The following is a 14,410-nucleotide window of genomic DNA, read 5'->3' on the forward strand; positions in this document are numbered from 1 at the left end:
CAACAACAAAGGCCGTGAGAAAATCAGGTGCGGATACTTGATTTTCTCTCGCGGCTTTTTGTAATTGAAAAAAACCTTGCTAGATACAAGGTCCTTTAGTCAGCATATTTTTTTAAAGCAGAGTGCYGCTTAAAAACATGTCTACGACTTTTTTTGCTGGTTCGTTGCGGGTAGCATATTTTTGCATTAAATCTGATCTGTTACTAATCAGAAGCAGTGATGAAAAGGCGTGTGCAAGAAACAGCGGATCCTCCGTTCTCAGAATCTCCTTGTCCATCCAGTCTTTAAAGTAATCCGACAACACTTGATAGATTTGTTGTTCAGTTATTCTTATTTCATGGATTTGCTCATCGCTTAATGAGCTCCCCGCCTCTTTTATAATCGTCTCCACTTCTGAGTGAGGATTTGCTATTCTTGCTTCTGCAACGCGCAGCAACCCTGCTTCAAGAGTGTCCGATTCCTTAAGTAAACGCGACACGTTGTTGTGCACATTATTCAACATCGTAGTGATGGCGATCTTGAATAGTTCAGACTTGCTGGTGAAATGGTAGTAAATAGATGGTTTTGAGACGTTACATTCATTAGCGATTTGCTGAAGCGTCACAGGTTCGTAGCCGTTTTCCATAAATAATTGGGACGCGGTATGAATGATCGTTTCATGTATGGATAATTCATCTTGTGCTTGCTTTGGTCTACCAGGCGACCGTTGGGTTTGKTTATTAATAATTATCACCTTCTTGAACATTGTATGACAACTACCTTCATTTATCAATGTGGCCTTGTAATTATATTTACCGGTAAATATAATTAAATAATCATAAGGCTTTCACAAAAGACAAAAAGAGAAGGTGATTAGAATTTGGAGCGAATTGCGTTATTGAAGCGAGTTAGTTATTTAACAACCATTTTTATGTTCTTGGCCACTTTTGGCGGAGGAATCGTTACTCGCACCGAGTCTGGGCTGGGATGTGGGAATGAATGGCCGTTATGTCATGGAAAATTCGTTCCCGCTCATACCATAGCCTCTGTAATTGAATACACGCACCGCTTGGTTAGCACGACAGCAGGAATTTTGGCGGTCGTTACACTCATTCTATTTTTTGTTTATTGCAAAAAACGCAGAGACTTACAATTCTTCTCTGTATTAACGTTCGTATTTGTAAGTATTCAAGGGGCGATGGGAGCGCTGGCAGTCGTATTCTCCCAGTCTCCGCCTGTCATGGCGCTTCATTTAGGGTTTGCTTTTATATCCCTTGCCAGCTCTTTAATGACGAGTTTCGGAGCAAGGCAGGAGCAAATTTTAGGCGGGCTCACTGTGTTTAATCGGATGCCGAGAACGAGCCCGAGATTTCGTCGTTTCGTATGGTTTCTAACGATTTATTGTTACGCGGTTGTCTACACAGGAGCCTTTGTTAGCCATACTAGCTCCGCGGGGGCATGCTCCGGGTTTCCTCTTTGCAATGGGGCGATAGTGCCAGACTTATCAGGCGGTGTTGGAATCGCGTTTATACATCGCATAGCTGGTTTTCTTCTTGTTGCTTTGATTATTGTACTTTTTATGTGGATAAACCTAACTTATAAGAACGCTCGCGAGCTTAGCATTTTAGGTGTGATTTCTGTGATTCTGATTCTGTTCCAAGTCTTTAGCGGTGCTGGTCTCATGCTGACGGTGGATCGTCCAGAAGTATATATGTTTGTAGTGCTTGCTCATATGACCAGTATTGCAGTTCTTTTCGGTCTGCTTTCATACATGAGTTATATCGTCTGGAAATTGGCGAAGCCAGCTTCATCATCTTAGAAACAATAAAAAAATAGAAGGCGGTTTTTACTTTTGGACAAAACAGTGAAAAAAAAGAAATGGACCAAAATAGCAGTTATCGGGTGTATAGTGGCAGCTATCCTAGCCGTTTCATTATTTTTCTATATACAATCCATCACTTATACTCCCTCAGATCGTGCCCAGTCGGCTGTTAAAAGCGATAGCCAGGTTAAAGTAACAGTGATAAAAGAAGGCTATAAATTTGAACCAACTGGCGGCAACGTCATTCAGCCTAATATCATTTTTTATCCAGGTGGCTTGGTAGAACCCAAAAGCTACTCGCCGTTAGCTAGGGAACTAGCTGAGTTGGGGCATCGGGTTTATATTGCGGATATGCCGCTAAACTTAGCCATCTTCGGCCAAAATAAAGCCGATTCTTTTCTCAATGAACACCCAGATGAATCATTTATTATTGGGGGGCACTCCTTGGGAGGTTCATTTGCTGCAAGATACGCATCTCAACATAGCAATGCGCTTAAGGGGGTATTCTTCTTAGCCTCCTATGCGGATGAGAAAGGCGCTATAAAAGATACGGAGCTATCCGTTTTGCAAATTACGGGAACGGATGACGGAGTGATGAACGAAGAAGATTGGGAGAACAGTAAAACTAACCTACCGGATGATACCATTTATGTGGGGATAGAAGGCGGTAATCACGGCCAATTCGGCTCCTACGGGAAGCAAAAGGGAGACAATGACGCCGCCATTGAAGAAGAGAAGCAGTTGGAGATTGTCGTTAATTCATTGCAGGATTGGTTCGCGGAGATGAATCTGACTCCATAACGTCGAAGAACACCTCTCCTCTGCTGCCGGTCAAAAAGTAGAGTTTTCTGGAGGAAGCATCTTTGGCAAGACGAGTTCTGATTATTCTTAAGTATCTTTCTTATTCTCTTGATTCTTTCACTAATTGTGGACAAGTCAACCTCTCCCTAACATCTTAGAGATAAAATAAGTCCCGATGACGTTAGGCTCATCGGGACTAAAATTAGTAGTTCCATTCGTTTCAAAAGACAAATTTAAAATCGAAAACAAGCTTTATTGTTTAGAACAACACTTTATTCTATTGAAGCAAATAATGCCGAGAAAGGCTTTTCTATTCAACCGTTACACTTTTTGCTAAATTTCGTGGCTTATCAACATCATGGCCTAGAGCCAGCGAAGCGTAGTAGGAAATCAACTGAAGCGGCACGACCGACAGAGCTGGCGTTAGAACCGGCAGCGTCTTCGGAATGGTGAACAGCTCGTCGACGGATTTTGCAGCTTCCGCTTCAAAACCAGCGTTAGCGATACCGAGTACATGTGCGCCGCGCGCTTTCACTTCTTTGATGTTGCTAAGCGTTTTCTCATACAGCGCTTCTTGCGTAACGAGCGCGATAACCGGAATGCCGTCCTCGATCAGCGCGAGCGTACCGTGCTTCAGCTCGCCTGCCGCGTAAGCTTCGGAGTGAATGTACGAAATTTCTTTCAGCTTCAGCGAGCCTTCTTGTGCAACAGCATAGTCTACGCCGCGGCCAATGAAGAACAGGCTCTTGTGATGCGAGATCGACTCTGCGACTTGTTTCAGCACATTGGATTGCTCAAGAATGCTTTCCACTTGCTCAGGAAGCTTATGCAAACCTGCAATCAGTTCCTCAACAGCGGATTGCTCTTGCGTGCCAAGCACGCCTGCCAGATGCAAGCCGAACAGGTAGAACGCGATCAATTGCGAAGTGTAAGCTTTCGTCGACGCGACCGCGATTTCCGGTCCAGCCCAAGTTACGAGCACATCGTCCGCTTCACGGGCAACCGAACTGCCGACTACGTTCGTAATTGCCAGGACGCGAGCTCCGTTGCGCTTCGCTTCACGCAATGCCGCCAGCGTATCTGCTGTTTCGCCGGATTGGCTTACGACGACAACAAGCGTGTCAGGCGTAATAATTGGCGAACGGTAGCGATACTCGGATGCGACATCGTTCTCTACCGGAATGCGGGCTAACGACTCGATGACCGTTTTGCCGACAAGACCTGCGTGGTACGCCGTACCGCAAGCTACGATATGCACTTTGCGAATCGATTTGATATATTCATCTGTCATTGTTAGTTCTTTCAAGTACACCGATTTGTTGTCATCGGCAATACGACCAAGCATGGTGTCGCGGTATGCCTTCGGCTGCTCGTAAATTTCCTTGAGCATGAAGTGATCGAACCCGGCTTTCTCCGCCGTTACTAGATCCCAATCGACATGAAATATTTCCTTGGAAATAGTTTCGCCTTCTGTCGTCATCAGTTCGACACCATTACGTGTCAACACGGCCATTTCGCCGTCGTCCAAAATGTAGACGTTGCGAGTATGCTCGAGGATCGCCGGAATGTCGGATCCGATGAAGTTCTCGCCTTCGCCGATACCGATAACAAGCGGGCTTGCAAAGCGTACAGCGACTAAGCGCTCAGGCTCATACTCTGTCAAAACGCCCAGTGCGTAAGCTCCGCGCATACGTTTCACGGCGCGTTGCACCGCTTCGACAATGTTGCCGTCGTATTCTTCAGCGATCAAGTGCGAGATGATTTCCGTATCCGTCTCCGATACGAATACGTGACCTTTCGCAGCCAGCTCATCCTTCAAATCCAAATAATTTTCGATAATGCCGTTATGCACGACGGAGAACTTCGCCGAGTTGTCCGTATGCGGATGCGAGTTCACGTCAGATGGTTTGCCATGCGTTGCCCAACGTGTATGGCCGATGCCTACCGAACCTTCCAGTGGATCTCCTTTTAGCTTATCTTCAAGATTAGCCAAACGTCCTTTGGACTTCGTAATTTCCAAGCCGTTTTTCGTGAAGACAGCGATACCTGCGGAATCATAACCGCGGTATTCCAGCTTCTTCAATCCTTCAATCAAAATGTCCTGCGAATCCCGTTTACCAATATATCCAACAATTCCACACATAATTTAATAAGCCTCCGTAAGGTGTATTTCCCGCCTTCGTACGGATGCAGCCTTGCCAATGTGCGGCACAGACAATATGAAGTTGTCACAGATTAATCCCTTATGTTGCATTAAAATGTAACCCTTCTGCCCGTGCTCGCCCCGCAGGCAGCATCTTGGACATACGGGATCAATATCAGCCTGCTGCAATTTTGTAAGACGGGTCGCCCGGTCTCTTTGATTTGCAGCTTTCGGTTGGCTTGTCGTACCGGAAGGTCCCCGCCGAATGTTTCGAACACCTTCACCTCGTCAGCTTTCCGCATGGATAACGACTCTATTCAGCCGCTGTCCCATCGCGCAAGCTCTGGCGCTTATCTTGCTTATTTAACCTCTATCCTCGCTTTCCTTCTTGAATCATACTACCTATCATATTCAATCTAGATACAATCTGCAACCTGTTTTCTGAAAATGGACAACTTACCAGCCGCCAAGTATGACATTTACATGTCCATAATGGGCATTCGCCTGCAAAAATTCGGACCAACCGGGTTACCCACCCAGCTGGTCCGTACTCTAAAAAGCTTCGATCCTATTCTAAAACTCTATAGAAAAGACACCTGATTAGGCCGCTCGTTCCATAGAATAACAGCCTTTACCATTAACCCAGCTCATTTTTAACGACGTCCACGATCTGAGCCACGTAAGCTTCAACTTGATCCTTATCCGGACCTTCCGCCATAACGCGAATCAGCGACTCTGTACCGGATGGACGAACAAGTACGCGGCCGTTATCGCCAAGCTCGCTCTCAACTTGCTTTACAGCTTCCTCGATGGCAGCGTTGCCTTGGTACAGGCTCTTGTCTTCAACGCGAACGTTGACGAGCACTTGCGGGAACTTACGCATAAGTCCTTTGAGCTCGCTTAGCTTCTTGCCCGATGCAGCCAGCGTGTCGACCAGTTGCAGAGCAGTCAGGATGCCGTCTYCCGTCGTAATATAATCGAGGAAGATGACATGGCCGGATTGCTCGCCGCCGAGGTTGTAGCCGCCGCGACGCATTTCTTCCATGACATAACGGTCGCCGACCGAAGTCTGAGCCGTTTTTAAGCCGATATTCTCTGTACCTTTGAAAAAGCCGATATTCGCCATTACCGTTGTTACGACGGTATCATGCTTCAGCTTGCCCGCACGCTTCATCGCATCGCCGATGATGCACAGAATGAAGTCGCCGTCGACTTCCTCGCCCTTCTCGTCGATCGCGATCAAGCGATCAGCGTCGCCGTCGAAGGAAAGGCCGAGATGCGCGCCGTGCTTCAGCACTTCCTCGCGCAAGTATTCCGGATGCGTCGAACCGACGCCCGCATTAATGTTAAGGCCGTCTGGCTCCGCGCCTACGGTAATAATGTCCGCGCCAAGCTCGCGGAACACAGTCGGAGCAAGCTCGTATGCTGCGCCGTTCGCGCAATCTAGAACGATCTTCAGGCCGATGAAATCGCCTTTGATCGTTGTTTTCAAATAATCCAAGTACTGCTGCTTCGCTCCGTCATAGATGGATACGGCGCCAATCTCGCCGCCCTCAGGACGCGGTAGCTCATCGACTTCCGCATCGATAAGCGCTTCGATCTCAAGCTCCGTGTCATCCGACAGCTTGAAGCCGTCGCCGCCGAAGAACTTGATGCCGTTATCCTCAACCGGATTATGCGAAGCGGAGATCATAACGCCCGCATCCGCCTTAAGCTCGCGCGTAATATAAGCGACTGCTGGCGTGGATACAACGCCTAGACGCACGACGTTCGCGCCAATCGACAGCAGGCCGGCAATAAGCGCGGATTCCAGCATAGGGCCGGAAATTCGCGTATCAAGACCGATCACGACGACCGGGCTCTCCGCTTTTCTTGTCAATACATAACCGCCGCAACGGCCGATCTTATAGGCTAGCTCAGGCGTCAACTCTCTATTTGCAACGCCGCGTACTCCGTCAGTTCCGAAATATTTCCCCATTCTCATTTTGCCCCTTTGTTCAACATGTTATCGATTACTTGTAGCCTCATTCATCCCACCAGCTACTCGCTGCTATTCGCAGCATTTCCGCCGGCATTGCCGTTCCCGCTTCCCGGGTCAGGCGTTGCGGACGGCGTAACGCTAGGTGTCGTACCCGTCTCATCCGGCGGCGTCTCAACCCCCGTACCTGCTCCAATCGATCCATCATCCACAATTTCAATGGTCACGGATAGCGGCTGTCCGTCCGCAGCTACCGTCTGCACATAAGCAGGCAGAACTACATCTAACGGAACCGTGTGCACGCCAGGCCCAAGCCCCGCGAGACTCGCCGTAATAGTTATCTGATTCGCTTCCACCTTGGAGAGGATCGATTCCGCTCCGCTAACCGTTAAGTCGTATTTGCCCGACACAGGCGCTCGCACGACGGCCGTCAGCCCTTCCGCAAGCCCCTCCATATTAATTGCCATGCCAGTAAAGGTCCGCGTTACCGTCGGATCGACAAATACGCTAATCGAAATCTCGCTCGGATCGACGGACTTAATGCCGTCAATAAGCTGCGTCTTCACCTTGAACGTTCCCGATGCCTTCACCTTCGACAAGTCGAAGACGACTCCGTCGAACACCGTCAGCGCATCGATCGTTTTCTGATCGCCATAGACGGTAACCTCTTCGATCTCCGGCTTAATCGATTCAATGCTGACGCCTTCAGGAAGCGTGCCTGTGTATCGAACCTGCAGCGGCACTTTCTTGAATGGCGGCGTCACCTTAACCTCAACCATGACCGTGCTTGGATCGACGATGGCATTCGTCATCTCTAAGCCGTCCGTATCGTAAACGACAACCTTCGCTTTCTTATCCGTAACCGTCTTATCCGCGCCTTCAATATTGACTGACGCAACGACGCTTCCTACGCGCTGCATATCGTCCTTCGGCAGCGTTACCTCAATACCTGGTCCGGCAGCTTCCGTCGAGAGCGTTACCGCGGCCGGCTCGCCAGCGACAAAGCCTTCCGCAGGCTTACCTTCCGCAACGACCTGCAGATCAAACGTTTTCGTTACGATTTCCTCCAATTGCACCGTTACCGTACGCGGCGACATTGCCACGAGCTGAATGCCCTTAGGTAATTTTACAACGAGGGGCAATTCCTGTATGCCTGGTTTTACGTCTTTCACATCCACTATTACTTTATAATCATCAATGGAGGAAGCCGACAGCAAATCGGTGAGCTTACCCTGCACATCGATTCGCACAACGGTCGGCTCCATTGCCGTCAGGGCGAACTTATCCTCATCGAGTCCCTCGATGTTAATCTTCGCCGCTTCAATCGTCTTTGTGTCGATCGACGACGTAACGGTCTGCGGCGACGAATCGGTATCGATATGTACGACCGCCCATAACAATAAAGCAAGCACTACCGATAAAATCTTCATTGCAGTCGGATGACTTAGCCACTTATCCACGGCCTCCTCCTTTCCGCTTGAAGAGCGACGAGATCGACAGAGTCGACTTCTCCTTACTCTTCGGGCTTGTCTTCGGCGTCAGCTCCTCGAACAGCTTAGAGATGAGCGACTCCTCATTAATGTCACGCACGATCATACCGTTCAACGACAACGATACTTGCCCMGTCTCCTCGGAGACGACGACCGATATCGCATCGCTCACTTCGCTTACCCCGATGGCAGCGCGATGGCGCGTCCCAAGCTCCTTGCTAATAAACGGATTTTCCGAGAGCGGCAAATAACAGCCTGCGGCCATAATTTGATTGCCGCGAATAATGACCGCTCCGTCATGCAGCGGCGCATTCGGCGTAAAAATATTAATGAGCAGCTCCGAAGTAATCCGCGATTCCATCTGAATACCGGATTCAATCAGTTCGCTCACGCCCGTGCTCCGCTCGAATACGATCAAAGCGCCGATCTTGCGGCTGGCCATATGCTGAACCGCTTTGATAACGCCGTCCACCTGCTCGCTTACGGCATCCCGCTCCAAAGAATACGTCCGCGAGAACAGCTTGCCCCGTCCGAGCTGCTCAAGAACCCGGCGCAATTCCGGCTGGAATATAATAAGTACCGAAACGACCCCGAACGTGAACATCTGATTCATCAGCCACTTGAGGGTGTACAAATTGAACCAGGTGCTAATCGCCCAAGTACCGACCAGGACGAAGATACCCTTAAGCAATTGCACAGCCCTTGTGCCACGAACGAGCAGAATCATTTTATAAATAATATAGCTGACTATGCCTACATCGATGATGTCCTTCAACCAATCATGCCAAGTTAAATCCGAGAAATAGCTCATATGCCAACCCCCAACAGCCGATAACCTTGTTTTTCACAACCTGATCCGATACTATGCCTTACGCTTCGGCTTCCTATCGATTATGATCGGAATTCAACTTTATTATTTTCTATAATTGGGATTGGAAATCCTTTATTTTGATAAAAGTTTACTTCGCACGGATACGGTACACAAAAATACCTCCCTGCACGAGGGAGGTATGACGCTTTAATCGGCGATTCCGCCAAACGTCTGCGTTACCTTGAACCAGAACCAATCAAGCGCCTGATCGATTGTGCGGCTCTGCCCTGCAATATGCCCCGTCGATGCGAGGTTCAGCGTCCCGTCGATGACCGTTACGTTTCCGTCGATCTCGCCAAGCACCTCAGCCCGCCCGTTCTCCACGGTCAGATTGCCAGTTAGATGTGCGCCTTCCGGGACGATTACGGTATTTCCTTCTATTATAACAGATTGAAGGTCCTCACCCGCAACGACCAGCTTTGTATCTTCCTCCCACAATGTGAAGAAGCTGCCAAGCATGACGAGCAGAAATACGGCTGCAGCCGTAACACCGGGATATCGGTAAATAAACCGAACGAAACCGTTCCGTGTCTTCGCTTTCTTTAACGGGAGCTGCTGCATGATTTTGTTCGTTAATTGCTCAGAGGCTTGCTTGTCGTAGCCGGTTTGCGGCGCTGCCGCCGACAGAGAGTGGAATGCTGCTGATTCCGTGTTCTCCAATTGCTCAAAGCGGCTACGGCAAGCAGGACATGAAAGCAAATGCTTCTTCAGCTCTGTAATATCTTCACGCGGCAGCTCGCCGTCCAAATAGTCATGCATCCATACGATGGCGACGTTGCAATTCATAGCAGCCAGTCCTTTCTTTCCATTGCTTCCGCAGTAGTTCGTAATTGATGAGTGAAAAAACGTCAAGTGTAAACAGCTAACGTCGTTATTATGTCATGAAAAAACAGCCACGATCATCTATCATCGGCATGGCTCGTTTAAGCTTGCTATAGGATACGTTGCGAATCACAGGATGTTTCACTTTTTTATGCTGCTTTTTTTTCCATAGGCAAATGCCCGTAACGAAGCCTACAGCTTGTGCTCCAGCTTCTTGCGCAGAAATTCCCGGCCGCGGTGAACGCGCGTCTTAATCGTAGTAACCGGCATGTCCATAATATCGCCAATTTCCTGCAAGGACAAATCCTGCATGTACCGGAGCGTCATAACCGTCTTGTACTTCGGAGGAAGCGTCTCGATCGCTTGATGGATGATGCGCTGCGTGTCCGATAGCAACATCTCCGTCTCCGGTGTCCGGTCGTCGCTTGGAATCATCGAGTAGCCGTCGAGTCCCTCGTGCTCCGAAGATTCCGCATCGAGCGAATAAACCGGCTTACGCTTCCTTAACCGATCGATGCATAAATTAGTAGCAATTCTATATATCCACGTAGAAAATTTCAAAGTCTCGTCGTACCTGTCCAAGTTTTTGTATACGCGAAGAAACGTATCCTGAACAACGTCCTCCGACTCCTGACGATTGTTCAGCATTCGGTATGCCATATGAAACAGCTTATCCTGATACAGGCTCACAAGCTCGGCGAACGCTCCCTGGTCGCCTTTCAGCGACAGGCGCGCCAAGCGTGCCTCCATTACATTCACCTTTACTCCTCCAGACGTTCCGTGCGTACAACCGCTCGCCTTGCTGATTGCTCGGCGATGGCGATCCCAATCAATATAAGGACGATGCCTATTATTTTGCCTGTGCTTAATTTCTCATTAATGATGAGCCATGCGCTGACTACAGCGACCGGCAGCTCCATTGCTCCGAGCAGCGAGGCTAGCCCGCTTCCGATCTTCGGAATGCCTGCATTGAAGCAGATCGCCGGCATCACACTGCCAAGCAGCGCGAGCGCCGTTCCCCATCCGAGCATTTCCCATTCCGCAGCGCCGGCCCATGACCCTGCTCCGTAGAGCAAAGCGATGACTATGAAGCCGAAAGACATCATCATCGCGGACTTCATGACCGGATCATGATCGGTCTCGATCAGTCCCGTCAGGAACAGAAACAAACTATACGTAACAGCGGAGGCTAAGCCGTAGCCTACTCCGATGATATCGATCCGTGCAAAACCCGCTTCCTCGAACAAACCTGCCGCGAGCAAAGTGCCCGCCATTGCGACGGCAATCGCCGCCAGCGCAAGCTTCCTCGGAAACCTTCGAACGCGTATACATTCTAGCAAAATCGTAATCCACATGAACTGAAAAAGCAAGACAATTGAGAAAGATGCTTCCAGCCGCTGTAGAGCCATATTATAAAACACCGTAGTGAGGCATAAGCCGAATATGCCGACGATAGCCAGCATCAGCCACTTTCCTCTGCGAAAAGGGTTCCGCCACAGTTTCGGACGAAGCAGCACGAGCAGCCACAGCAGGACAACGCTTATGCCGATTTGGTGCACCGTTATTTGCTCGAAGCTGAAGCCCGCATCATAAGCAAGCTTGACGATTGGCGATAATATGCCGTAGCAAGCAGCACCGATTAACACGACAATAACCGAAAACCAATAAGATGATGACTGCTTCACCCTTCGTTCCTCCTGCACCTGCTTGCCAATCATTCTGATTATTATAAACGTTATAGAATGGCTCGGCAATCGACCTAGGTCGGGGATTGGACAATTATGCTTGACCTACAATCGACAAATAAAACAAGCAGCAGCCAGGATCATTACGTTCCTGACAGCTGCTCTCTATAGAATTGCCCGCTGTGCTTACAGCATATTCGTCTTCAATTGATCCAGCACGTTCATTATGGTAGTCGTCGGAATTGCGAAGCCAATGCCTTGCGCCTCGGCGTTAACCGCCGTATTAATACCGATGACTTCGCCTTTCTCGTTAAGAAGCGGCCCGCCGGAGTTGCCCGGATTGATCGATGCGTCCGTCTGCAGCAGATGCTCGTACTCGTGATCGCCCTGCTCGTCCGCAATCGTAATCGGGCGCTCCTTCGCGCTAAGCACACCCATCGTCATCGTCTGATCGAAGCCGTACGGGTTGCCGATTGCGATAACCCAATCGCCGATTCGAGTCTCGTCGGAGTTGCCAAGCTCAAGCGACGGGAATGCCTTGCCGTCCGGGCTTGTCACTTTCAGTACGGCAAGATCAAGCTCATAGCTTGTACCCATTACCTGCGCCGTAAGCGGCTCGTCATAACCTTGAACGGTAACCTTCACTTCCTTCGCTCCGGATACGACATGCTCATTGGTCAGTATATAACCGTCGGATTCGAAAAAGAATCCTGTACCCGAGCCGCTAAGCTCGAGCTCGCTGCTGCTCTGCTCATCGGACGGCTGCTGCTCCTGCTCTTGCTGCTGCTCCTGCTGGCTTTGACCGCCTCTTCCCCCTCCGCCGAAAAACTGGCGGAACAGAGGGTCGTCCATCATCGTGCTTTGCCTGCTTGGCTCGGTATAGGTTTCGATCTTCACGACTGCAGGGCTAGTCGCCTCATAGATTTGCGCTACGGTAGCGTTCGTCCCTAGCGATGCAGTCGTAAGCCCCGCATCCTGCTGAGCTGCGCCGCTTGCGATAGAAGTTGTTCCCGTGCCGGCCGCCGTGCTGCCGCCGCTGAATAGGTTGTTTCGATCGGCTGCATATGCGAATCCGCCAACGACCATGGCGCCGATAAGGAATGATGCCAGCATCGTTCGGGTCGAATTCCGGCTGCTGCGCTTCGAGCGATTACTGCCGCCCATGTTCATGAGGTCCATATGGATTCCGAGCTCCTTCTCATAAGAAGCTTGCAGCTCCGACGGCTTCCTCTGTCCTTGCGCCTGCGAGTCGTAAGTATAAGTCGTGCTAGGCTTCGTACCTGCTTCGTTCTGTGAATGCATATTCGAATTCGTTGTTCCGTTATGGGAAGTATATTTGTCCTGTTCGTTCATGTTTATCATCCTCCTGCGTTTGTTCTCTTTGCTATGTTTCTATCATGCAGGATGCACCTTAAATCAAACTTAAGCAGATTATAATTGAACATAAGAAAAATGATTTTCAAAGACAACATGCAACATTCCAATCATTCCCTCGTCTATGAGTAGGTAAAATACTCGCTTACTAACAGGAGGAACGACAGATGAACAAAATGTACAAAGTATTAGCAACCGCATCCATTATGGCACTTGCTGCCGTACCGTTGACTGCTAGCGCGCAGGATATCCCGCCGGCATCCATTCATACGGGACAAGGGCAGATCTTGAATCAAGCCAATGTCGTACCGGCCGTTTGGGGCCAGATTACGGACTTCATCAACGACTCTTCAGGTAAATTCATCACGGTCAAAGGTCGCGGGCTCGCGATTAACGATCAAAGTGAAATGATCCTTAACATTACGAAAGATACGAAAATTTATAATGCTAAAGGCAAGACCGTCGCTCTAAAAACAATCATCGATAATAAAATGGTCGTTAAGGCGTTCTACGGCCCTAATATTACGAAGAGCCTTCCCGCTCGCGGAACGGCGTTGACGCTTGTCGTTCAAGACAACAGCTTCACCGGTATCGAAGGAACGGTTGGCGAAATGAGAGATAACGGCATTGTCGTAACGGGAACCAATATTTACTCGGCATCCGAAGAAACGGTTGTGCTTCATTTTGCAGACAATGTCCAAATCTTCGATCAGAACGGACAGGCGATTAAGGCAGAGGTGATCCAGCCCGGCATGTCGGTCAAATCCATCTATGGCCCGGCAATGACGAAGAGCATTCCACCGCAATCAACGACCAAATACGTCGTAGTGAACACCGTGATCGAGGAGCAGACACCTCCCGGTACGGATGGCATCATTACGAATATTACAGGCAAGCAAGTGACGGTGATGGGTAATTCGCTGGAGCAAGGCGGCGTCAATTATGTCATTCTGACAGTCGACGAACAGACGGAGATCGTGAACGAGAAGGGCGAGAAGCTGACGGCTGATGCGCTCAAGCAGGATGCGCGCGTAGAGGCGTATTACGGCGAAGTGATGACGATGATCTACCCTGCTCAGACTCATGCCGACAAGCTTGTCGTGAAGGCAGCTCAAACGCATAAAGTAGAGGGCACAATCGCGGCATCCGATCGTGTAGGCAAAGATCAAGTATACGTGAATGTAGGTTCCGATGATTCTACAGCTAACGATATTATCCTGAATATTGGCGAAGCAACGAGAGTGATCTACCCTGTCGGTATCGACACAGGCCTTATTGCGGGCAGCAAAATCGTCGCTTACCATGCGGCAGAGATGACGGACTCCCTTCCAGGCATGACGAATGCGGAACTTGTCATTGTGACGAGCGACATCGCTGAAGATGAATCAGAATAATAATGGCTCGATAGATATTATCTAGATACACAACAAAAGAGGCGGTACAGG

12 protein-coding genes are annotated in these 14,410 nt (G+C 49.4%); 3 read left to right on the forward strand and 9 right to left on the reverse strand.

Annotated features, from left to right (window positions below; all coding sequences use genetic code 11):
- Positions 1–112: 112 nt before the first annotated feature.
- On the reverse strand, positions 113–745 hold the full coding sequence (locus tag AB4Z33_RS18495) for a TetR/AcrR family transcriptional regulator (RefSeq protein ID WP_442051323.1): 633 nt from the start codon (positions 743–745) through the stop codon (positions 113–115).
- 114 nt (positions 746–859) lie between these two features.
- Between AB4Z33_RS18495 and AB4Z33_RS18500 the strand changes: the two genes are divergently transcribed.
- Both AB4Z33_RS18500 and AB4Z33_RS18505 read left to right on the forward strand, forming a co-directional pair.
- Positions 860–1,798, forward strand: coding sequence for a COX15/CtaA family protein (locus AB4Z33_RS18500; RefSeq protein WP_442051324.1), 939 nt, complete (start codon positions 860–862; stop codon positions 1,796–1,798).
- A 33-nt stretch (positions 1,799–1,831) separates the two neighbouring features.
- Complete coding sequence (locus AB4Z33_RS18505; RefSeq protein WP_442051325.1) at positions 1,832–2,602, forward strand: alpha/beta fold hydrolase; 771 nt, start codon at positions 1,832–1,834, stop codon at positions 2,600–2,602.
- Between the two features lie 310 nt (positions 2,603–2,912).
- On the opposite strand, the gene glmS is transcribed toward AB4Z33_RS18505, so the two are convergent.
- The 8 genes from glmS to AB4Z33_RS18545 all read right to left on the reverse strand — a co-directional run bounded on the left by glmS (position 2,913) and on the right by AB4Z33_RS18545 (position 12,944).
- Complete coding sequence (gene glmS, locus AB4Z33_RS18510) at positions 2,913–4,745, reverse strand: glutamine--fructose-6-phosphate transaminase (isomerizing) (RefSeq protein WP_442051326.1); 1,833 nt, start codon at positions 4,743–4,745, stop codon at positions 2,913–2,915.
- Positions 4,746–5,382: 637 nt separating this feature from the next.
- On the reverse strand, positions 5,383–6,723 hold the full coding sequence (glmM, locus tag AB4Z33_RS18515; protein ID WP_442051327.1) for a phosphoglucosamine mutase: 1,341 nt from the start codon (positions 6,721–6,723) through the stop codon (positions 5,383–5,385).
- 62 nt (positions 6,724–6,785) lie between these two features.
- On the reverse strand, positions 6,786–8,183 hold the full coding sequence (locus AB4Z33_RS18520) for a CdaR family protein (protein ID WP_442051328.1): 1,398 nt from the start codon (positions 8,181–8,183) through the stop codon (positions 6,786–6,788).
- Positions 8,176–9,024, reverse strand: a complete 849-nt coding sequence (gene cdaA, locus AB4Z33_RS18525) for a diadenylate cyclase CdaA (protein WP_442051329.1) — start codon at positions 9,022–9,024, stop codon at positions 8,176–8,178. Before cdaA ends, AB4Z33_RS18520 begins: the two co-directional genes overlap by 8 nt.
- Positions 9,025–9,231: 207 nt before the next feature.
- Positions 9,232–9,870: an anti-sigma factor family protein gene (locus AB4Z33_RS18530; protein WP_442051330.1), complete on the reverse strand. Its 639-nt coding sequence runs from the start codon at positions 9,868–9,870 to the stop codon at positions 9,232–9,234.
- A 228-nt stretch (positions 9,871–10,098) separates the two neighbouring features.
- On the reverse strand, positions 10,099–10,656 hold the full coding sequence (sigW, locus tag AB4Z33_RS18535; RefSeq protein ID WP_442051345.1) for an RNA polymerase sigma factor SigW: 558 nt from the start codon (positions 10,654–10,656) through the stop codon (positions 10,099–10,101).
- Positions 10,657–10,667: 11 nt separating this feature from the next.
- Positions 10,668–11,591, reverse strand: coding sequence for an EamA family transporter (locus AB4Z33_RS18540; protein WP_442051331.1), 924 nt, complete (start codon positions 11,589–11,591; stop codon positions 10,668–10,670).
- Between the two features lie 186 nt (positions 11,592–11,777).
- The gene (locus tag AB4Z33_RS18545; RefSeq protein ID WP_442051332.1) at positions 11,778–12,944 is read right to left on the reverse strand and encodes a S1C family serine protease; all 1,167 of its coding nucleotides are present in this window, start codon (positions 12,942–12,944) and stop codon (positions 11,778–11,780) included.
- A gap of 188 nt (positions 12,945–13,132) precedes the next feature.
- Here AB4Z33_RS18545 and AB4Z33_RS18550 point away from each other — a divergent pair, with 188 nt between their 5' ends.
- Positions 13,133–14,359: a peptidase gene (locus AB4Z33_RS18550; RefSeq protein WP_442051333.1), complete on the forward strand. Its 1,227-nt coding sequence runs from the start codon at positions 13,133–13,135 to the stop codon at positions 14,357–14,359.
- Positions 14,360–14,410 lie beyond the last annotated feature (51 nt).

The sequence above is a fragment of the Paenibacillus sp. 2TAB19 genome (assembly GCF_052115185.1).
Classification (GTDB): Bacteria; Bacillota; Bacilli; order Paenibacillales; family Paenibacillaceae; genus Pristimantibacillus.

Bases quoted from the DNA above. Each gene is read 5' to 3' on its own strand.
- glmS (WP_442051326.1), bottom strand. From the start codon at position 4,745: ATGTGTGGAATTGTTGGATATATTGGTAAACGGGATTCGCAGGACATT.
- AB4Z33_RS18530 (WP_442051330.1), bottom strand. From the start codon at position 9,870: ATGAATTGCAACGTCGCCATCGTATGGATGCATGACTATTTGGACGGC.
- sigW (WP_442051345.1), bottom strand. From the start codon at position 10,656: ATGGAGGCACGCTTGGCGCGCCTGTCGCTGAAAGGCGACCAGGGAGCG.
- AB4Z33_RS18545 (WP_442051332.1), bottom strand. From the start codon at position 12,944: ATGAACGAACAGGACAAATATACTTCCCATAACGGAACAACGAATTCG.
- AB4Z33_RS18550 (WP_442051333.1), top strand. From the start codon at position 13,133: ATGAACAAAATGTACAAAGTATTAGCAACCGCATCCATTATGGCACTT.